The sequence below is a fragment of the Rothia similimucilaginosa genome, assembly GCF_029850985.2.
Classification (GTDB): Bacteria; Actinomycetota; Actinomycetes; order Actinomycetales; family Micrococcaceae; genus Rothia.
On record NZ_CM138149.1, the window covers coordinates 55,049 to 75,319 of the forward strand.

A 20,271-nucleotide genomic window follows, 5' to 3' on the forward strand; every position below is an offset into this window, starting at 1 on the left:
GGTGGGGAATCGAAATATGTTCCACCGCCCCCACGGTATGTGACGGACCTACTGATGAGGAGGGATATGCGTAGTATTGCGGGGCTTGCAAGTATGGTCGGTGTTAGCCCAAGCTATCCACAAACCCCAGAGGGCTATCGCGAGACCAGCCCACACACTAGCCTGCTCCTGCGTGAGGATTCCGTAGGTCTGCAGGACGGCAGTGGTAGCTGGAATGACCGCGTACAGCTGCTTACGCCATTCCGGACGGTGTCTAAGCACGGCGCTTTGACTTTGCGAGCTTCTCGATATCTTCAATACGCTTAGCAATGAGAATCACCTGATAATCGAACCATTCCACAACGGTTCGAGTGTTGACAGTAGCATTGCCAAATTTAGCAACCGCAAGATGACCCTCTCGAACAAAGGGCTCGTTATACACATCGGTTAGGGCTCGATGTGCTGCGCGGTAGGCGGATGCTTCAGAAATAGGTGCCATGATAATCTCCTTGGCGGTTGGGCAGCTATGATAGCTGCGGTTTAACAGAAAACCCCGCCAGGATAAACCTGACGGGGTGAACTACAGCAGTGAAATAACAGCTTCCTGCGGTAGCTTTATCTGCCTGGGAAAATGATGTAATCCTACTGGAACGCTTACCTATTTTCACAGGCAGAAGTTTAATGCGGACAGTATTAGTCCTGGCTATGAAGTAGCAGAGCTAAGGCCTTCATGCCCTCTAAACCTTCCCACATAGCAGAGCAAGAACGACAAGATGCCCTTTCAGCGGTGTAATACAGTGCAGGTCGGCGTATTGATGTTGAGCCGTCGCAGCTTGTTTTCATGACTTCCTGCTGCCCGCAGTTAGGACAAAATCCCTGCAAATCATGACTGGGATGGCGCAACGCAACAATGGCCCGAATCCAACTGGTCGTCGTTGCCAACGCCTCATCATGAAGCTCCTGATGTAGGTGATTGTGAATCCACGCAGAAACCTGATTTTTCAGCGGTGCACCTGGGAATGAGGGCATAACAACGGCACGAATAGACTCTTGGATTTCTAATGCATTAGCAGAAATAGGTATACGACTTCCAAAGCGGCTGGTGCTGGATGCTCCTCCAGTACGTGAACCACCGGCTACGTAATCTGCCAGCTCATCCAATAATGCCTGATGGCGTGGAATACGGAAATTTGTGCGATGTAGACACTGACGGTCTGAGTCCTTCACTGGTGTGCCCACAGTTAGAGCGATTAGATGCTGCTGCAGTTGCTCGCCAGACGAAATGGTAGCCATATGATGTAGCCTCTCTGCTAAATGAGTGAATTATTGATATCCGCTACAGTGCGGAAGGTGCGTGAACCATAGTGTTGGCTCTACAAAGAGTTGCTCTGCTTCTGCTTCTTGGCAGGGAAGTTGAAGCATGTGACAGGCGTTTTCTCCGTGCGTGTAGGAATGATGCTAAACCAGCATCATGAACGGCCCACTCATCCTGTCCGCTCTTCTTGCCGATTGGAGCTTCAGTATCCTGGTGCGCATTCTGTCGCTTCTTTTGCCGGTAGTGCTTGCGGCATAAGGGATGCCCGGCATGTCGAGAATCCACATCTATTGGCTTCTCGCAACGCGTGCAATGAGAAAGCGGAAGAAAAAGAACCGGATTTGCTCGCGAAGGGTAAATTCGCTGCTTTGAAGTTCGTCGAGCTCTAGGATTGACAGGAAGATAGACCCGCGGTGAATCAAGAGGAACGGTACCTTCTGGCGCGTGGATACATGCACGGCAGATGGAATAGATGGGATTCCATTGATTCTCTATTACGAGCGGTTGCCCGTAGTTCTCCGGGCGTACACTACTTGCCGGTAGAGAGAGACCTGCCGTACGCCAACACCGAGGGCATATTGAATGCCCCTGCATTAGATAGGGACTATCGTGCGTCTGTATAGCACGGCGTCGCGCCTGGCAGGTGCGGCAGTCCTCTCTATAGGAACTGGTTGGCTCCCTGCACCCTGCGCAGGGACGGGGTAGGTGTTTCATGGTTTCTCCTGAATACTATGCCTAGTCAAAAGAGTAAACAGATACTTTTCAATGTTCTAAATCGACATTTAATATTTAGGTTAGGGGGGAGGTGTATTTGAAGGTAGATGATGCTATTTAATTCGTAAATTAACTTATATTGGTTTATTTATCGATAAATATTCATTAGGTAAAATTTTGTAATTTATTGAATGCGTTATATTTAAAGTTTTATGGGTGTTTGGGATAGGGCCTAGAGACCCTCCCCCAAACACCCTGATGGTTATCTCTTTGGTTTCAGTAGATAAATCTAACTAGAGCGCACGCACAGCTTTTTCTGCATCATCGAGACGCTGCTGAAGGTGCAACATGGAGTTGTCGAACCAGTGGATTACGCCGCGCAGGCCAGTGAGGCGGTTGCCGAATGCCTTTTCTGCGAGATCTCCCTTGCGGATGAAAGGTTCGTCATAGATTGCATTCATTGCATTCTTAGCTGCGCGATAGATAACCTCTTCTTCGTTTACGTCTGCCGGGGGACGATAAATAGTGATCGCCGGACTACCGTTGTACGACCAAATCGTGTCGTGCGGATTGATAGAAATACCATTATGACCAGCGTTGCAATGGATAATCGTGTCGTGGTCATCATAGAAAATGCCGGTGTGACCAGCTGCGCCGCTGGTGTATCCACGGCGACCCCAAATAAACACGTCGCCACGTCGTGCCGGGTAATTACCCGATGCATCCGGTCGAACCTGAGTCCAGCCATTACTCTCCAAATCGTGGAAAAGCGTTTCGGTATTACCGATGGCAATATTCTGCGGGAGCAGGCCAGCATCTCGCAGTGCAAAGTAAACCGCAGATGAGCAGTCATAAGAATGCGGGCCAGTTCGATAATTCATCGAATAGGTCACCTTGCCCTTACGCTGCTCCATCCATGCAATCGCTTGATCAATCTTGGACATAATAAAATCCTTTCGGAAAGGCGGTAGCCCCGCACTATGAACCTCCCGGGAAGTCTATAGTTCGGGGCTACCGCAAATGAATTGGACACTAAAAACGCCGACCAGCTTTATCTTGGTCGGCGTGACTGCTCGGTAGGCACACTCCTGCCGAGGTGATATTCACTTTATGTGGGTTGGGATGTGAAAGTCCTGTCGCGTATTTTTGAAATTACAAATTTCTTTATTGTTCGCACGGTCTCCGTGTTTCTACCTACTTCAAACCCTGGGAACTTAGGTTAACCTATGGAAAACAGGTGCATTGCTCCCTAGACTAAAAGAGCACATTGACAGACCACGCGGGCCGCCCACGCCGCGACCCCACCCATCCCAACGGGTATAGCACCGAAGGAGCCACCCATGAGCCGACGCACCGACGCGCCCGCCCGATCACCACGACGAGCCGCCCTCGCCAGCTGGATAGGCTCCGCCCTCGAATACTACGACTTCGCGGTCTACGGCACCGCTGCCGCAATCGTGCTTAACCGTATCTTCTTCCCCGAAGACACCGCAGCCATTGGCATTCTCAAATCCATGGTCGTTGTGGGCGTCGCCTACGTTGTGCGACCTTTCGGCGCCATGATCGTTGGACCCCTCGGTGATCGCTACGGCCGCCGATTCGTCCTGATGCTCACGCTCTTCCTGATGGGTAGCGCCACCTTCGCCATCGGTTGCCTACCAACCTACAGCCAAGCGGGTATTATCGCACCGATTTTGCTGGTCATCTGCCGTATACTTCAGGGCCTCTCCGCCGCCGGTGAGCAGGCAAGCTCCATCTCCATCTCCCTGGAGCATGCCAACGAGCATCAGCGTGCCTTCACCACCAGTTGGACCCTGCAGGGCACCCAGTTCGGCTCGCTGCTGGCGACTGCTGTGTTCATTCCCTTCGCCGCCCTGCCGGACGAACAGCTGCTCACCTGGGGCTGGCGCGTACCCTTCTGGCTCTCCGCCTTCGTGGTGGTGACCGCCTGGCTGATTCGCCGCACCCTCTCTGAACCGCCCGCCTACCTGCAGCGTGAAAAGCTCACCGAATCCCCGCTCGTGCTGGTCTTCAAGCACCACAAGCGGGCCGTACTCACCATCGCCGTGTGCGCCATGGTCAACACCGTGAACATGGTCTTCACGACCTTCGCGCTTTCCTTCGCCACCAAGGGTTACGGCCTTGATCGCAGCACCATGCTGCTGGTGCCGGTCGCCTCCAATACCCTCGGTCTGATTGCGATTCCGCTCGCCGCCATGCTTGCCGACAAGATTGGTCGTAAGCCCGTGTTCATTACCGGTGCGGTTGCTTCTTCCCTGGTGATGTTCCCGTACCTTGGCGCGATTGCCGAGGGTAACTGGGTGGGTATCTTCGCCTACGGTGTGCTCATGCACGGTGCGCTCTACTCCATGGCGAATGGCGTGTGGCCCGCCTTCTACGCGGAGATGTTCCCCACTTGCGTGCGCGTGACCGGTCTGGCGCTGGGCACCCAGATTGGCTTCGCAATTTCCGGAGGCGTAGCACCCGCCGTGGCAACGAGCCTCGCTGGTGCCGACCTGCACAATGCGGTGTTGCCCGCCGTGTTCACGGTCGCCATGTGTGTGCTCGTGGCCTTGGGTGCGCTGACGGCTCGTGAGGGTTATAAGAAGTCCCTTGCGGAACTGGATGCATAGCCCATACAATATATTTCGTATATAGAATAAATACAGGTGGGGCTGGATAGATGACTATCCAGCCCCACCTGTATGTGGTTTTCTAAGCCCCCTGCTGTGCCGCAATCAGTGCCTCAAAATGCGCCGCCATACGCTCAGCATTCGGCTCTAGTTTGGTAAAGAGGCGGAACGCATCCACCGCCTGACCCACCGCCATGTAGCCACCCGTCAGCACCTCGCACCCGGCGGCACGCGCCGCATGCACCAGCTGCGTTTCTTGTGGCAGGTAGATGACATCCGCAACCCACAAGCCCTCACACAATACCCCGGCGCTCAGTGCCGATTCACTCAACGGCATGCCCGGATGCACGTGCATACCCACCGGGGTTGCATTCACCAAACCCTGAGCTTTCAGTAGAGATTCAATGAGGCGCTCATCGTCGCTCAACACCTCGATTCGGGTCTGCGGGAAGAGCCCATCCAGCTGCTCCGCAAGCCCCTGAGCCTTCGCCGCGTCACGCTCAAAGAGACTCAGGCGGCGCACCCCCAGACGGCACAGTGCGTACGCCGTGGCGCTACCGGCACCGCCAGCACCCATCTGCACCACGTGCTCCAGACGCGCTGGATCCTCCGTCACCTGTGGCAGACCGCGCTTCAATGCCGCAATGAACCCCGAGTAGTCGGTGTTATCGCCGTAGAATGTGCCATCCTCGCGAATCACCACGCAATTGACCGCTCCCAAGGCGCGTGCCGCATCCGAAAGCTCGTCCAGATGCTCCATGACTGACTGCTTGCACGGGTGCGTGATGTTGAACGCGTTAAAGCCAAGCAGTGCTGCCGCATCCAGAAGCGCCGGGGCGGAAGCCCCGTCCAGGTCCAAGGCGTCCAGGTCGATGGGGCGGTACAGGTAACGCACCCCGTGCGCGTCCGCCTCCGCCTCATGCATAGGAGGGGTGAGGGAGGAGGTGATGCCGTCACCGATGAGGCCCACCAGGAAAGATTCAGTACGCAAACTCATATTCCCACTCTAAACGTCCGCTCCTCGAGACGGAACCCTGGTGTTCCGTTATTCCATAAGGGACTTCATGTCTTTGAACCGGTGCCAAATATGTGCTGGAGTTGGGGAGAAGAGAAAAATAATTTATACCCCTAAGAGCACAATGTATCTGACATAAACATCTCAAAGGTATAAGCTTGGTATAACTACTTGTGCGCTGGAGCGCGCACGTGAGACTACACAGACACCGTCACAGTGAAGTGATACCGATATTCGGAGGATAGATTGTCAATGACTGACAAGGCTATGGCACACTTCGCTGGCGCCGATGAATGGGTCGAGCAGTATTTCCTGAACAGTCCCGAAGACGAGCGTGAAGAATTCACCCCGGCAGAGTTAGAGGATTTAGCTCGCACCCACCGTGCGCTGGCTCGAATCCGCATGCCTAAGACCCCCGTTGTTGCTGCCCGCAACGACGAATACAACACCACCCTATACGTCACGACCGACGACATGCCGCATATTGTCAGCTCCCTGACTGCGTGCCTCGCAACGAACTTTGGTGGTTTCGTTACCATTCTTCACCCCACCTTCCTCGTAGAACGTGATCCGGAAGGTGCCATCCTGAGCCTGCGCGGCACCGGCATGCGTGGCAACCTCGCCAGCGGTGATACCGCTACCCTGGGCGTGCCCTCCCTGAAGCTCAGTGAGAACGCCCCCGAGGGCGCCACGGTCGCTATTGAATCCTGGATTGCAGTCCGCCTGACCCGCTACCTCACTGAGGAAGATCAGCGCCGTTGCGAGAAGGAAGTTGAGTGCGTCCTTGCTGACGTGCGTGCCTGCCACAGCGACCTGGATGCCATGGTCACCCGCGTTTTCGACATGGCTCAAGTAATGTACGAGCTGCGTGGTGCCACCCTGGGTCACGGCGAGGAATCCTACGCCGCCAACCCGCGCGGTGTGGAGCCTGCCTCCCGCGTGGAGGTGGCACAGGACTTCCTACGTTGGCTGACCCGCGGCAACTTCGTGTTCATGGGTGTCAAGGAGCGCGTTCTGGACGGCTCTTCCGGTGCTATCTCCCTGGTGGACCGCCCCGGCTCGGCGCTCGGTATTCTACGTGCCACCGAGGGCCGTAACCGCATTCAGCTCTCTGGTGAGACTCTCGAACGTGCACTGTTCCCCCGCCCCGTGTACATCACGAAGGCGAACTCCCGCTCCACGGTTGCCCGCAACGACTACCTAGACTACATTGGTGTGCGCCGCTTCGACCTGAACGGTCGAGTCATCGGTGAGTACGTCATCCTGGGTCTGTTTACCCGCCAGGCGTACTCCCTGCCCGCCATTGAGACTCCGCTGGTGCGTGAGCGTATCGCCATGGTGCGCCGCCGCCTCGGCTACCATCCCGGTTCTTACTCTGACAAGGCGCTTCTGGGTGCCCTGGAAGATTACCCGCGCCTGGAACTGCTCCACGCCTCCGCTAATGACCTGACCGAAACTTTCGGCGGCATTATGGGCCTGGAGGAGCGCCGCAAGACCCGTCTGTTCCTGCGCGCAGACCAGTTCAACCGGTTTATTTCCGCCGTGGTGTACCTGCCTCGGGACCGCTACAACACGAACGTGTGTGCGCGAATCCAACAGGTTTTCCAACAGGAATTTGATCTTAGTGCCATCGACCATGAAGTGTACCTGTCCTCCTCATCGTTGGCGCGTCTATTTTTCCGCATTCGGCTCACCAACCCTAATGATGTGCCGAAGACGGATCATCAAGCTCTCGAAAAGCGACTGCAAGAAGCCGCCCGCTCCTGGGTGGAAGCAACCGCAGCTGCTATTGAGGCATGGAAACCCGGAGCGGAAGGCCGCCGACTCGCATCAGCCTGGGCAGATGCGACGAGTGCAGCCTACCGAGCCGATTACACAGTAGAACAAGCAATCGAGGATATCGTGATTCTTGAATCTCTCTCGGGCCAGAAGCCCGCCGCAATCAAGGTTGAAGCCGGCGAAGCCAACACTACCCGACTGAAGACCTACCTGTCCGCACCTCACACCCTCACCGAGCTGCTGCCGGTTATGCAGAATATGGGTCTGGTCGTTGTTGATCAGAAGCCCTACGAGTTCAAGCCTGAGGATGGCGAAGACTACGGCTACCTCTACGACTTTGGGGTCCAGTTCCCCGAAGGTGTAGACGCGAACGCTGTGGCTTCCCTTTACGAGGATGCACTGAACGCCTACCTGCTCGGTGAGCGCGAGTCCGACACCCTGGACCGCCTGATTCTAGCTGAGGGCTTGACCTGGAAGGAAGTACGTCTGTTCCGTGCCCTGAACCATTACCTGATTCAGCTGGGCCTGGGCTACACTCCGTCCTTCATGTCAAACACCCTGCTCGCTAACCCGGCCATCACCAAGCACTTGGTCGAGTTCTTCGAGGTCAGCTTCGACCCGAACAACGGTCTCAACGATGAGCAGCGCAACGCACGCCGCGAGGAAATCGAAGCCGACCTGGTTGAGGAACTGAACCAGATTCCCACCCTGGATGCTGACCGCTATCTGCGCTCCCTCGGTAAGGTCATTCGCGCTATCCTGCGCACTAACGCATACCTTGCTGGCCGCCCCGCACTCGCATTCAAGGTGGCACCGCAGGAGATTGACTTCGCACCCCTGCCCCGCCCCAAATTCGAGATCTTCGTCTACTCCCCGCGCGTTGAGGGTGTTCACCTGCGCTTCGGTAGCGTCGCACGTGGTGGCCTGCGCTGGTCCGACCGCCGTGACGACTTCCGTACCGAGGTTCTGGGCTTGGTCAAGGCACAGATGGTGAAGAACTCCGTCATTATCCCCACCGGCGCGAAGGGTGGCTTCTTCCCCAAGCAGCTGCCCGACCCCGCAGTGGATCGCGATGCATGGATCACCGAGGGTCGCGAGTCCTACAAGGTCTTCATCGGCTCCCTGCTGGACGTCACCGACAATCTCTCCGTTGGCGCTGACGGATCCGAGACTGTTGTCCGCCCCGAGGGTGTTGTAGCACGCGACGCTGACGACTACTACCTGGTGGTCGCAGCGGATAAGGGCACCGCAGCATTCTCCGACACCGCAAACGTAATCAGCCTGGAGCGCGGCTTCTGGCTGGGCGACGCCTTCGCATCCGGCGGCTCCGTCGGCTACGACCATAAGGCAATGGGTATCACCGCACGCGGTGCATGGGAGTCCGTCAAGCGTCACTTTGCTGAGCTCGGCCACGACGCTCAGACCGAAGAGTTCACCGCAGTCGGTATTGGCGACATGTCCGGTGACGTATTCGGTAACGGTCTGCTCCGCTCCAAGGCAACCCGCCTGGTCGCAGCATTCGACCACCGCGATATCTTCCTGGACCCGAACCCTAACGCGGCAGCATCCTTCGACGAGCGTCAGCGCCTGTACAACCTGCCCCGTTCCTCCTGGCAGGACTACAACCGCGACCTGATTTCCGCCGGTGGTGGCGTGTACTCTCGCGGCCTGAAGTCCATCGAGATCACCCCCGAGGTACGCGAGGTTCTGGATCTGGACGAGTCCGTCACCGAGCTGGCACCGACCGAGCTGATTTCTGCTATCCTCAAGGCACCGGTCGACCTGATTTACAACGGTGGTATCGGTACCTACGTGAAGGGATCCACCGAGACCAACGCACAGGTAGGCGACAAGGCTAACGACGCACTGCGTGTCAATGGTAAGGACCTGCGCGCCAAGATCGTTGGCGAGGGCGGTAACCTCGGTTTCACTCAGCTGGGCCGTGTTGAGGCTGCGCTCAACGGCGTTATCCTCAACACCGACGCAATCGACAACTCCGCAGGTGTGGAAACCAGTGACCGTGAGGTCAACATTAAGATTTTGGTGGACCGCCTCGTGGCACGTGGTGAACTACCCGTTGAAGAGCGTGCTTCCTTCATCGAGTCCCTGCAGGACGAGGTTGGCGGCAAGGTACTCGGCACCAACGTTGAGCAGAACGTGCTGCTGCAGGGTGAGTTCCACGGTTCCTTCCTGGGCATCAACCTGTACAAGCGCCTCATGCACGACCTGGAAGAGCACGCCGGTCTGAACCGCGCCGTCGAGTTCCTGCCCACCGATGAGGAGTTGGATGCACGTCTGGAGACCACCGGCGAGCGTCTGACTCGCCCCGAGCTGTCTGTGCTGGCTGCGTACGTGAAGATTTACCTCACTCACGCACTGGAACAGACCGACTTCGCGGACGACCCCTACCTGGAGGGCGTGCTGCGCAGCTACTTCCCGGCAGCACTGGTTGAGCGTTTCGGCCAGCACCTGAACTCGCACCCGCTGCGTAAGGAAATCCTCTGCACCCGCGTCGCTAACGAGCTGGTCAACATCGGTGGTATCACTTTCGCATACCGCGTGATGGAGGAGTTCAACGTTGGTATCGATTCCGTCGCACGCGCCTTCATTGTGGCTCGCGAGCTCTTCGAGCTGGGCACCGCAGCTAAGCTACACCGTGAACTGTCCCCGAAGACCCCGCTGGATGCATGGTTCACCGTTCTGCGCGATAACCAGCGCGTTCTGGACCGTGCCGTCCGCTGGTTCATCACCGAACGTGGTGTGGTCGCTGGCACCAGCATCTCTGAGCTACTGGAGACCTTCGGTTCCGTCGTCGAGATGCGCCGTAACCTGCCCGAGTACCTCTCCGGTACTTCCCGTGACCGTGTTCGTGCAAAGCGCGATGCAGGCGAGGCATGGGGCCTGCCTGAGGAACTCATAGTCATCTGGATTCGCGGCTTTGAGGGCTACGCCCTGATGGACGTTATCCGTTCCGCACGCGACCACGACTTCGAGGCAACCTCGCTGGCACCGGTCTACTTCGCAACCTACGACCGTTTCAAGGTGGACGAGCTGCTCGGCCTCATCTCCGACCTGCCCCGCAACGACCGCTGGGAGATTCTGGCACGTCAGGCACTGCGCGGCAGCCTCTACGAGACCGCTGCAGAGCTGGCACTGTCCGTGGCAGAGGGCGCCAAGGGTGACTTCTCCACTGTAGAAGGTGCACAGCAGGCTCTGGAAACCTGGGTTGAGGAGCACCCGACCCGCGTGGGCAACATTGACCGCGTTCTGAAGGAGATCCGCGAGGCTGCTCCGGACGTTACCGGTCACCCGCGCCTGGCTGTGGTGTCCGTGGCTCTGCGTACTCTTTCGAGCGCATCCTAATGAACTAAGACCCGTTAGGGTCGCGTAGAGCATCCCGGTTCCTTCGCTGTTGAAGGGGCCGGGATGCTTTTATGCAGTGGGTGGGATGTCGCAAAATCTATGCAGAAAAACCTTCTCTGACAACGAACGATGCGTTTTTACACTAAATGCAGTGTGAGACTTTGTTCTAAATCCCGCCAAATATCAGGTAGAGGGTTAAGGAAACCTAAGGTTTTAATCGATATATGGAGTATATTGATTCCCGGCGGCATCGCGGCAAGCTCACTGTAAGCCAAAGGGACCCGGCACCATCATCATGACGAACCCCCACCCTGCGGCACGTGATGCGGTGCTACCAACCAAAAACACACTGCCCCTAATCTTTACGATTATCGACTGAAAGTCTGCAAGATTGTCCACCAGCCCGGTACTGAGGAAAAAAAGTAACAGCGCATGGCGCCTACTCAATTAACTTTCTGCTTTATGTCTCTCCGGTCGCACTGCTGACCACCGTCTTCCCCGCGGTCACCCCGACCATTTACCGGTACAACCTCGATGGTATACCCCTAATCCAGGTGATTCTGGCAGCGTCCATTACCGTTCCTTAGCTCAGTCAGGCGGCCTGCCTGCCCCTTTACCGTGCTATCCAGATGGAGCACAAGAAGATTGCGGGCGCCTGCGAAGGCCTGCGTATTCACGCTGAAATCCTTCAGCACCGGCTCAAGTGCGCTGAAGCACGTGCTGTACGCGCACGCATGTCCGAACCGCAGTTCCAGGACATGACCGCGTTCATTCCCAACTGGCTCTACCTCTTCTTCATGACCATGCTGCTGGTACTGCTTTTTGCCGTACCGTTCGCCCTCGTCCTCCACTGGGTCCCGACTGCATTCGGTGACTTCTTCATCCTGGGCGTTCTCAACATTGCGTTCGCACAGCTGCTGGTCATCCTGAACCTTGTGAAGAACCGCATCATCTGGTTCTTGCTGCCGTTGGTTGGTTCGTTGAAAATGGGACGCTTCTGCTACCCCAGCGCCGATATGGCAACCTACCTGTACCCTAAGGCTCTGGAAGAGGCACACGGTATTGGTGCGCCCATCGACCAAATGAATGAGGGCGAGAAGGACTGCGCAGTCATCCTGCCCAGCGGTATGCTCATCGAGTCCGTGACGGAAGCCTATTACGCCCGCCAGGCAGCGCGTGCCCACATCCTCTCTGAGGGTCGTGGCCACGTGTGACGTTTCGTGTTTATTGCCCGCGTGGTGCCCATTAAGGGCCTGACTGACCTGATTCGCTCCCTCGCGGTGCTGCGCCCCCTCATGGAGGAGCCCAGCATCTACGAACGTTACTGTGGGATCGCCTACGACCGTATTGTCAGCTTCTGCCAGCTGTGACTGGTCATGGACCGCTACAACACGATCTACCGCGAGCTGGGTAAGCTGTCTCCTCGCGCCCCTGAATTCGACCTGGAGTACGATGGCAAATAAACTTACCCGTATGGGCGGACCCGGCAAGTTTGGGCATGGGTCCGCTACGGCGGTAAGCCCATTACCCAGCAGCAGCTCGATTTTGCGGTCAAGAACTACTCTGTCGCAATCCTGTATCCCTGGGAACTGGATGCGGCACGCTACCTGAAGAAGCGTGCACCTCAAATGGTGGTGCTGGCGTATAAGTGCCTGTCCTCCACACGCTCTTATGAGCCCGGCCCAATCTATTCTTTGGATGTGTCTTACCCGCTGGCGCAGTCAATGGCGAATTCCGGTAAGGATTTCTTCGCCCACCGCCTCAATGGCGACCGTATCGAGTGGAAGGGCTACCCTAAGTACTTCCAGCTGCAGGTGTGGAACGCCGACTACCGTTGGCACTGGGTGGACGCTGTGGTGCGCGAAATACGTAACTCACCCTTTGACGGGGTCATGGCTGATAACGACGTGAAGAACGACTACTACGGCCTGAACCTGCCCATTCAGGGCGTTCCTTATTATCGCTCAGAAGACCGCTCATACCCGTGCCTTTACTCGCGGTTGGGCTGCCCTGAATACCAGCTCGAAGGATGTGACCCTGAAGGTTCCCTCTAATCTGGTGGATGCGGCAAACCACCCGGTACCCTCGAGCTTCACGTTGCGGGCGCATCAGGGGGTGGTGTACCGCCATAAAGCGTAATTTACCGCTCGCATATCTCTTCGGAGCCTCTGCGCGACACCGCGCATTTGCGTATATAACCTCATATACAAACCCACCGGCAATATAGCCAATTGGCTATATGTACCGGTGGGTTTGTTATATGTGTGCTAGATGAGCTGGGATAGCTTACTTAGCGGGGTAGGAGGGGACGTCGTAGCCGCCCATACGCTCCAGAACGCGAATCACCTGGCAGGAGTAACCGAACTCGTTGTCGTACCAGACGTAGACAATTGCGGAGTCATCGGTCACCACGGTAGCCAGCGAGTCCACAACACCTGCGGTGCGGGAACCCACGAAGTCGGTGGAAACAGCCTCGGGGGAATCCGAGTAGCCCACCTGGCGGCGCAGCTCGCCGTCGATGGATTCGCGGCGGAACAGCTCGTTCAGTTCCTCAGCGGAACCTGCGGGCTTGGTCAGCTTCACGTTCAGGATTGCCATGGAGACGTCCGGGGTGGGAACGCGGATAGCGTTACCGGTCAGCTTGCCTTCCAACTGCGGCAGAGCCTTAGAAACAGCCTTTGCAGCACCGGTCTCGGTGATGACCATGTTCAGCACAGCGGAGCGACCGCGGCGGTCACCCTTGTGGAAGTTATCGATCAGGTTCTGATCGTTGGTGAACGCGTGAACGGTCTCAACGTGGCCGCGCTCCACACCGTATGCGTCATCCAGAACCTTCAGCGCCGGAGTGATTGCGTTGGTGGTGCAGGATGCTGCGGAGAGGATCTTGTCCTCATCAGTGATGACGCTGTCATTGACACCGAACACAATGTTCTTCATGTCGCCCTTACCGGGAGCGGTCAGCAGAACACGAGAAATGCCGGGGCAGTTCAGGTGCTGCTCAAGGCCCGGAACGTCGCGCCAGCGGCCGGTGTTGTCCACCAGTAGAGCGTCGTTGATGCCGTACTCGGTGTAGTTAACGGTGGTCGGGTCAGAGGAGTAAATGAAGCGAACCGGAACACCGTTAGCGATGATGGTGCTGTTCTCTTCGTCTACCTCAATAACGCCCTTGAAGGGGCCGTGAACCGAGTCGCGCTCCAGCAGGGATGCACGTTTGACCAGGTCCTGATCGCCGTTCTTACGCACCACAACAGCGCGCAGGTTCAGACCAGAACCCAGTGGCGAGGAGGAACGCTCCAGCAGAATACGAGCCAGCAGGCGACCAATACGACCGAAGCCGTACAGCACAACGTCCTGCTCCTTGGGCTGGTTGCCCTGGTGGTTCACGGAGGAACCCAGCTGCTCGGACAGCCACATGGACAGCTCGGGGGAGCCAGCCTCATGGTGAGCCTTGTGCAGAGCAGCAATGTTAATCGAGCATGCACCCAGGTTCAGCTCAGCCAGAGCACGCACCAGCTCCAGGGAGTGTGCGGGGTTCAGAGGTGCACCATCAATGTGAGATACAAAATCGTGCAGCTTCAGCAGCTCAATGACAGACTTGTTGACCAGGCTACGGCCGTGAATGCTCAGCACCACGCCGTTCTCACGGTGCAGCTTACCGATGAGAGGGATCAGTTCCTCTGCGGTAGCCTCACGGTTAACCCAGGTAGCGGTTGCAGTCGTCACGTATGACCTTCTTCCTAACTTCGTCGTTGGAGGGTAGGCGCGACGGTGCTGTCGCGTCAATACCGTGCCGGGCGTTAAAGACCCGGCGTCGGTTTAAGTCTAACCCGTGCGAACCCCTCCAGAGCCTCAAAATTAGCGATATTGGGGCTAAAAGTCAGAAGAGGTAGAAGTCAGTTCCTGCACCCGCCCGGCAAGCCAACACAAGCCCTCAAAAGGAAAAGTAAAACCACTTTAAATACCCACAAAAACACACCCCACGACACGGGAAAACATAGGTAAAATTGGAACCATGTTGACTGTAATCGGTGAAGCACTCGTAGATGTCGTCCACCAGTACGACGGAGAAACCCGCACCTACCCCGGCGGATCGCCCATGAACGTAGCCGTCGGCACACGCCGCCTCGGCCACTCTACCAACTTCGTCGGCCACTACGGCCCCGACGCCTACGGTGAAAGCATCAATGCACACCTGCAGGCATCGCGGGTGACCCAGCCCTTCGAACCGACTGCCGAACGTACTTCCATTGCCCAGGCAACCATTGGGGCCGACGGTGCCGCAGAGTACGAATTCGACATCACCTGGTCCCTCGACTCCATCGCCGAGAAGCTCACCGAACTGGCACACACCTCCGATGCAGTGCACACCGGCTCCATCGCCGCCATGCTCGAACCCGGCGCGCACGTGGTCGCCGTAGCCTTCGAAGCCGCCCGCGACAGTGCCCTGCTCAGCTACGACCCGAACTGCCGCCCCACCCTCATCCACAACGTTGATGAGGGCCGCGCCTGGGCTGAAAAGTTCGTGTCCCTCTCCAGCGTCGTCAAGGCCTCTGACGAGGACCTGCAGTGGCTCTACCCGGACCGTTCTCTCGACGACAGCGCACGCGCATGGCTTGACCTCGGCGCCGAGCTGATGGTCATCACCCGCGGCGAGGACGGCCCCATCGCCTTCACCAAGAAGTACCCTGAGGGCGTTAGCCAGCCCGCACACCGCGTTGAGGTTGCGGACACCGTCGGTGCCGGCGACTCCCTCATGGCGGCGCTCATTGCGGCTCTACTCGACCGCGGTATCGCCGGCGCTGAGGCGCGCACCAAGGTAGCCGCACTGACCGCCGAAGACATCGCCGACCTGCTGCGTTTCTCTGCAACCGCAGCCGGCATCACCGTTTCCCGCGCGGGCGCTAATCCGCCTACCCGCGAAGAACTCGACGCCGTACTCAACGGCTAAATAATCTATGCCTCGCCGGTGGATAGCTCACTCTGTCCGCCGGCGTCGCCATACCCACCCGCACCCCACCATTGAGGAGCATGATGAGCAACCTTGGCACCGCACCCCTGCCCCGCGAACCCTACGCGGGCTTGCCCGAACTACCCGAATTCACCCTGACCTCCACCGACATTCAGGACGGCGGCACCGCCCCTGAATGGATGTGCTCCGCCCTCTTCGGCGTGGCAGGGGGTCAGGATCGCTCCCCGCAGCTGTCCTGGAGCGGCTTCCCCGAGGGTACCAAATCCTTCGTACTGACCTGCTTTGACCCGGATGCGCCGGTTCCCAGCGGCTTCTGGCACTGGACTATCTCCAACATTCCCGCCAACGTGACCAGCATTGACACTGGCGCGGATGCACCCGCCGGCGCTCTGATGCACCGCAATGACGCCGGCGTGGCGGGCTTCCTGGGTGCTGCCCCTCCGGCTGGTCACGGCCCGCACCGCTACATCTTCTGCGTCACCGCCGTGGATGTGGAGAAGCTCGACATTGATGAGAACGCCAGCCCCGCCGTCGTGAACTTTAACCTGCTCGGCCACGGTCTGGGTCGCGCATTTCTGACCGTCACCTACGCGGAACCGGCGGCATAGCGGCATACCGGCTCGCTGGCGCAGTCTAACGAGCTCCGCGCTTTATCCCGTACCGATACACCCCACGACTGAAGGCAAACACTGCATGATTAAACTCATCGCCAGCGACCTGGACGGCACCCTCATCGGGCACGATTTCCGGTTCCGCCCGCGCACCCTGCGCGCCCTTGAGGCTGCCCGCGCCGCCGGGATCAACATCGTCTTCGTGACTGGCCGCCCAAGCCGCTGGCTCACACCCCTACGCGAGCAGACCGACTTTGACTCCTACGCCATCTGCTCTAACGGTGCCGTGGTGTATCACCTGGGCGCGAATGAGGTAGAAGAGATCAACGGCGCAGATCCCGCGGTGATTGCCCGCACCCACGAACTCCTAGAACCCATATTCCCCGATGCCACCTACACCCTGGAAACCGTAGACACCGTCTATATTCAGGGGCCGCACGACAGTGGTGAGGTGCTTGAGGGTGCCCGCGTTATTGAGTCGAGTATTGCTGATTCCCTGGAACGAATCGGCTCAACCCCGGTGATCAAGTATCTGATCCGTGTGCCCGGCATGGACCCCGATATCCTGCAAGCGCGCGTGCATCAGGCGGTAGGTTCGCTGGTCGCAGTTACCCGCGGGGTGGTCGGTGAACCGCTCGTTGAGATGGGCTCTAAGACCGTGAATAAGGGACGGATTTTGGAGAAGTTCGCGGCACGCCACGGCATTGAGGCGCACGAGGTGATGGCATTTGGCGACATGCCGAATGACGCGGAGATGCTCTGCTGGGCGGGGGAGGGCTTTGCTATGGCCTCGGGTCAGCCGGCACTCATCGCGAAGGTGGGGCGTACCTGCCCGCCCTTCCACGAGGATGGTGTGGCGCAGACGATTGAGGCGATGCTCGCCGAACGGTCCTAGTCGCCTAGCACTAGTCATCCAGCGCTAGCGGCTGTGTGGCCCTTGCAGATATAACTCAGACATAAACTTTTATGTCTACACATAAAAAATTTGAGTCTAGACATAAAAATTTATGTCTAGACTCAAATTTTTGTGTCTGATTTACATCTGTTTTGTGTCTAAGCAGGGTGGCAGTTGTGTGTAATACCCAGAAGACGTAAAAAGCGGCCCGGATGGAATCTAATCCATCCGGACCGCTTTTTACACCCTGCGCCTCAGGAGCATTACTCCAACGGGCGCAAGCGTGAGGGGCTAAAACCTAGTGTCCTTCAGACTTCGACGGGTCATAAGGCTCCAGCGGGTCGCCAGTAGCCTTCGTGTACTTCGCGATGAAGGTCATCAGGTGGAAGATAATTAGGGTCGCAGCGGTACCCAGAGCAATACCGGCGAAGGACAGCTCACCGAAGGTCCAGGTGTAATCCGCAATACCAACAATCAGTGCCACAGCAGCGGTGGTCAGGTTGATCTGGTTTGAGAAATCAACACGGTTCTCGCTCCAAATACGAACACCGAGCATACCGATCATGCCGTACAGAACGGTTGCGGCACCACCCAGAACACCTGCCGGGACGGTCGCAATAGCAGCACCGAACGCGGGGAACATGGATAGGCCAATCGCGAAGATAGCTGCCACCCAGTACGCCGCGGTGGAGTACACTTTAGTCGCTGCCATCACGCCGATGTTCTCAGCGTAGGTGGTGGTACCCGAACCGCCACCGAAACCGGCGATGGTGGTTGCCAGGCCGTCCGCCATGAGGGCGCGGCCGGAGTAGTCGTCCAGGTTGGTGTCGGTCATTAACGCAACGGACTTCACATGGCCAATGTTCTCAGCCACAAGCACCAGAATCACGGGGATGAACAGACCAGCGAGCTCCCAGTGGAACTCGGGAGTCTGAAAGTGCGGCAGACCAATGATGCCCTGAGCCTCAACGGTCTTGTGAATGGTGGAGAAGTCCACCTCGCCGCGAATTACCGCGGTGATGTATCCGATAATGACGCCTAGCAGGATAGACAGACGACCAATGATGCCCTTGAACAGTACCGAAATTAGCACAATAGAGCACAGGGTTACCAGCGCGGTAATCGGTGCCTTCATGAAGTTGTCTTTAGCGCTGGGCGCCAGGTTGAAGCCAATCAGTGCCACAATCGAACCGGTGACGACCGGGGGCATGAGCTTGGTCAGCCAGCCGGTGCCAGCGAACTGAACAATCAGACCGACGAGGAACAGGGCGATACCCGCCATGACGATGCCGCCGAGCGAACCCGCGGGGCCGTGCGAGGAGCTCGCAGCGGCCAGGGGTGCAATAAACGCGAAGGAAGAACCCAGGTACGAGGGGACGCGTCCGCGAGTAATGAGCAGGAACAAGACCGTGCCGACACCCGAGAAGAATAGGGTGGTTGCCGGCGGGAAGCCGGTCAGCAGCGGAACGAGGAAGGTCGCGCCGAACATTGCAACCACGTGCTGTGCGCCAATGCCGATGGTAATCGGCCAGGCGAGGCGCTCGCTCGGTGCTACGACGGAACCAGGCTTTACGGTGCGGCCGTCGCTGTGGATTGACCAGTCAAAGCCGAGAAGTTTAGAGATGCTCAAAAGGGAGCTCCTGAGATGAATATGGTGGTGTATAAAATTCCACATAATTCTACGCGTATACAGGTGTAGGTCACAGCTAAACGCCTATAAATATGAGCAGGGATACGTTAATTGGGGCATAGTATTCTTTTATCGTGGGCCCATATCCCGTATATAGCCCATAATGCATCAATACCCCGTATATGCAATTCAAAGGATATACGGGGTATTGATGCAGAAAGTGAATAAAAACACTCGCTACACGGAGCTCATTAGCTTAGAGAGCATCACGCAGATTCTCCAAGTGATCATAACGCGCCAACTCATATCGCAGGTGGCCTTCAGTCGGGGACTGAACCGGCAGGAACGACGCCTCACGCAGGCGACGAGCAGTCGGGGAACCAGCCACGTAACCGGCGCCTCCAACAACCTGCAGCTCAAAGTGAGTAGCAATGGTTGCAAAGTGCGAAACACCCAAACGCAAACTCAGCAGGTCACGACGCTCAGCACGCTCCGGCTCAGACGCCAGGCGAACCAGCTCCTCACGCAGGCTCTGGTACTCCGCCAGAATCAGTGGGAACTCAGGACGGAACACACCCTGGGAGACGTCCAGATGCTTAGCGGCCTCCTGTAGGGCACCAGCGGCAAGACCCAGGCAGAACGACGACTGAACCAACAGGAACGGTGCAGTCACATCGTGCAGGAACGCCTCAATGTTATCGCTCAGAATGTCCTCGCTCGGAACGAAAACGTCCTCAAACTTCAGGGTGCCAGACTCGGTGCCGTTCAATGCCAACAGATTGCGGTGGTAGTCAATGCTCAAGCCCTCAACGTCCTGGCGAACCGTCACAATGTAGCGATCCGGGTGGCTCTCCGGGGCGTTCTGCACAGCCACCGGAAGAACAATCACACCGCCCGGGTACAGGTTCGATGCCCACGACACGGAACCGTTCAGCTTTACGCCACCCTCAACAAGAGTGCCCTCCACCTTGATTGGTGCCAGGCCCGAAGCCTCCTTGTACGCTGCCGCCATGGCGGTAGTGCCGCTGACGGTCGCATCCGCCAGGCCGGCGGGAAGCTTGCGACCCACAGCGTCAAAGAACGCGATGGTGGAGCGGTGAGCCCACAGGGAGAATGCCGTGGAGGCGTCCTCGGTGGCAAGGTCGAAAGCCACCGAAACCTGGGGGACCAGGGAACCGCCGTCGCGACCCAGGGTAATCAGGCCGTCTTTGGCGATTTCGCGCAGGTTTTCGAAGGGGGAACGCTCGCCGCGGTCAACAGCATCTGCGTGGGTTCGGGCGAGGGCGAGCACCTGCTCGCGCTGGGGGTAGTCGTGGAGGGGTTCGAGAGTGAACTCGGACATGGGGTTTCTCCTAATCGGGGAGTATC

At 57.6% G+C, this 20,271-nt stretch carries 16 protein-coding genes; 8 read left to right on the forward strand and 8 right to left on the reverse strand.

Features of this window, described 5'->3' with window-relative positions:
- Nucleotides 1–48: 48 nt before the first annotated feature.
- The 4 genes from QFX07_RS00270 to QFX07_RS00285 form a co-directional block, all read right to left on the reverse strand.
- On the reverse strand, nucleotides 49–261 hold the full coding sequence (locus QFX07_RS00270; protein ID WP_459550500.1) for a phage holin: 213 nt from the start codon (nucleotides 259–261) through the stop codon (nucleotides 49–51).
- The gene (locus QFX07_RS00275; RefSeq protein WP_279741914.1) at nucleotides 254–478 is read right to left on the reverse strand and encodes a hypothetical protein; all 225 of its coding nucleotides are present in this window, start codon (nucleotides 476–478) and stop codon (nucleotides 254–256) included. Before QFX07_RS00275 ends, QFX07_RS00270 begins: the two co-directional genes overlap by 8 nt.
- 194 nt (nucleotides 479–672) lie before the next feature.
- A complete protein-coding gene (locus QFX07_RS00280) occupies nucleotides 673–1,272 on the reverse strand; it encodes a hypothetical protein (protein WP_279741913.1) in 600 nt (199 codons plus the stop codon).
- Nucleotides 1,273–2,301: 1,029 nt separating this feature from the next.
- Complete coding sequence (locus QFX07_RS00285; protein ID WP_279741912.1) at nucleotides 2,302–2,952, reverse strand: peptidoglycan amidohydrolase family protein; 651 nt, start codon at nucleotides 2,950–2,952, stop codon at nucleotides 2,302–2,304.
- A 396-nt stretch (nucleotides 2,953–3,348) separates the two neighbouring features.
- On the opposite strand from QFX07_RS00285, the gene QFX07_RS00290 reads away from it, so the two are divergent.
- Nucleotides 3,349–4,641 carry an MFS transporter gene (locus QFX07_RS00290; RefSeq protein WP_279754427.1) on the forward strand — a complete coding sequence of 431 codons (1,293 nt, stop codon included), beginning with the start codon at nucleotides 3,349–3,351 and terminating at the stop codon, nucleotides 4,639–4,641.
- 82 nt (nucleotides 4,642–4,723) lie between these two features.
- Here the strand turns inward: QFX07_RS00290 and QFX07_RS00295 are convergent, their stop codons facing one another.
- Nucleotides 4,724–5,638, reverse strand: coding sequence for a shikimate dehydrogenase (locus QFX07_RS00295; protein ID WP_279754428.1), 915 nt, complete (start codon nucleotides 5,636–5,638; stop codon nucleotides 4,724–4,726).
- A 270-nt stretch (nucleotides 5,639–5,908) separates the two neighbouring features.
- Here QFX07_RS00295 and QFX07_RS00300 point away from each other — a divergent pair, with 270 nt between their 5' ends.
- The 4 genes from QFX07_RS00300 to QFX07_RS00315 all read left to right on the forward strand — a co-directional run bounded on the left by QFX07_RS00300 (nucleotide 5,909) and on the right by QFX07_RS00315 (nucleotide 12,852).
- Entirely contained in the window at nucleotides 5,909–10,798 is a 4,890-nt protein-coding gene (locus QFX07_RS00300) for an NAD-glutamate dehydrogenase (protein ID WP_279754430.1), read from the forward strand.
- Nucleotides 10,799–11,427: 629 nt separating this feature from the next.
- Entirely contained in the window at nucleotides 11,428–12,012 is a 585-nt protein-coding gene (locus QFX07_RS00305) for a hypothetical protein (RefSeq protein ID WP_279754431.1), read from the forward strand.
- Nucleotides 12,013–12,018: 6 nt separating this feature from the next.
- Complete coding sequence (locus QFX07_RS00310) at nucleotides 12,019–12,168, forward strand: hypothetical protein (RefSeq protein ID WP_279754432.1); 150 nt, start codon at nucleotides 12,019–12,021, stop codon at nucleotides 12,166–12,168.
- A gap of 258 nt (nucleotides 12,169–12,426) precedes the next feature.
- Complete coding sequence (locus QFX07_RS00315; RefSeq protein WP_279754433.1) at nucleotides 12,427–12,852, forward strand: putative glycoside hydrolase; 426 nt, start codon at nucleotides 12,427–12,429, stop codon at nucleotides 12,850–12,852.
- 232 nt (nucleotides 12,853–13,084) lie between these two features.
- Here QFX07_RS00315 and QFX07_RS00320 read toward each other — a convergent pair whose 3' ends face one another.
- Nucleotides 13,085–14,521, reverse strand: coding sequence for a glyceraldehyde-3-phosphate dehydrogenase (locus QFX07_RS00320; RefSeq protein ID WP_279754434.1), 1,437 nt, complete (start codon nucleotides 14,519–14,521; stop codon nucleotides 13,085–13,087).
- Nucleotides 14,522–14,810: 289 nt separating this feature from the next.
- On the opposite strand from QFX07_RS00320, the gene QFX07_RS00325 reads away from it, so the two are divergent.
- The 3 genes from QFX07_RS00325 to QFX07_RS00335 all read left to right on the forward strand — a co-directional run bounded on the left by QFX07_RS00325 (nucleotide 14,811) and on the right by QFX07_RS00335 (nucleotide 17,273).
- Nucleotides 14,811–15,746 (forward strand): PfkB family carbohydrate kinase, encoded by a 936-nt coding sequence (locus QFX07_RS00325; RefSeq protein ID WP_279754435.1) that lies wholly within the window; start codon nucleotides 14,811–14,813, stop codon nucleotides 15,744–15,746.
- Between the two features lie 83 nt (nucleotides 15,747–15,829).
- Nucleotides 15,830–16,375, forward strand: coding sequence for a YbhB/YbcL family Raf kinase inhibitor-like protein (locus QFX07_RS00330; RefSeq protein ID WP_279754562.1), 546 nt, complete (start codon nucleotides 15,830–15,832; stop codon nucleotides 16,373–16,375).
- Nucleotides 16,376–16,460: 85 nt separating this feature from the next.
- Nucleotides 16,461–17,273: an HAD family hydrolase gene (locus tag QFX07_RS00335; protein WP_279741902.1), complete on the forward strand. Its 813-nt coding sequence runs from the start codon at nucleotides 16,461–16,463 to the stop codon at nucleotides 17,271–17,273.
- A 298-nt stretch (nucleotides 17,274–17,571) separates the two neighbouring features.
- Here the strand turns inward: QFX07_RS00335 and QFX07_RS00340 are convergent, their stop codons facing one another.
- Nucleotides 17,572–18,903 carry a uracil-xanthine permease family protein gene (locus QFX07_RS00340; RefSeq protein ID WP_279754436.1) on the reverse strand — a complete coding sequence of 444 codons (1,332 nt, stop codon included), beginning with the start codon at nucleotides 18,901–18,903 and terminating at the stop codon, nucleotides 17,572–17,574.
- A gap of 256 nt (nucleotides 18,904–19,159) precedes the next feature.
- The gene (locus tag QFX07_RS00345; RefSeq protein ID WP_279754437.1) at nucleotides 19,160–20,245 is read right to left on the reverse strand and encodes an acyl-CoA/acyl-ACP dehydrogenase; all 1,086 of its coding nucleotides are present in this window, start codon (nucleotides 20,243–20,245) and stop codon (nucleotides 19,160–19,162) included.
- Between the last annotated feature and the right edge of the window lie 26 nt (nucleotides 20,246–20,271).

Bases quoted from the DNA above. Each gene is read 5' to 3' on its own strand.
- QFX07_RS00275 (WP_279741914.1), bottom strand. From the start codon at position 478: ATGGCACCTATTTCTGAAGCATCCGCCTACCGCGCAGCACATCGAGCC.
- QFX07_RS00280 (WP_279741913.1), bottom strand. From the start codon at position 1,272: ATGGCTACCATTTCGTCTGGCGAGCAACTGCAGCAGCATCTAATCGCT.
- QFX07_RS00285 (WP_279741912.1), bottom strand. From the start codon at position 2,952: ATGTCCAAGATTGATCAAGCGATTGCATGGATGGAGCAGCGTAAGGGC.
- QFX07_RS00290 (WP_279754427.1), top strand. From the start codon at position 3,349: ATGAGCCGACGCACCGACGCGCCCGCCCGATCACCACGACGAGCCGCC.
- QFX07_RS00295 (WP_279754428.1), bottom strand. From the start codon at position 5,638: ATGAGTTTGCGTACTGAATCTTTCCTGGTGGGCCTCATCGGTGACGGC.
- QFX07_RS00300 (WP_279754430.1), top strand. From the start codon at position 5,909: ATGACTGACAAGGCTATGGCACACTTCGCTGGCGCCGATGAATGGGTC.
- QFX07_RS00305 (WP_279754431.1), top strand. From the start codon at position 11,428: ATGGAGCACAAGAAGATTGCGGGCGCCTGCGAAGGCCTGCGTATTCAC.
- QFX07_RS00315 (WP_279754433.1), top strand. From the start codon at position 12,427: ATGGTGGTGCTGGCGTATAAGTGCCTGTCCTCCACACGCTCTTATGAG.
- QFX07_RS00325 (WP_279754435.1), top strand. From the start codon at position 14,811: ATGTTGACTGTAATCGGTGAAGCACTCGTAGATGTCGTCCACCAGTAC.
- QFX07_RS00330 (WP_279754562.1), top strand. From the start codon at position 15,830: ATGAGCAACCTTGGCACCGCACCCCTGCCCCGCGAACCCTACGCGGGC.
- QFX07_RS00335 (WP_279741902.1), top strand. From the start codon at position 16,461: ATGATTAAACTCATCGCCAGCGACCTGGACGGCACCCTCATCGGGCAC.
- QFX07_RS00345 (WP_279754437.1), bottom strand. From the start codon at position 20,245: ATGTCCGAGTTCACTCTCGAACCCCTCCACGACTACCCCCAGCGCGAG.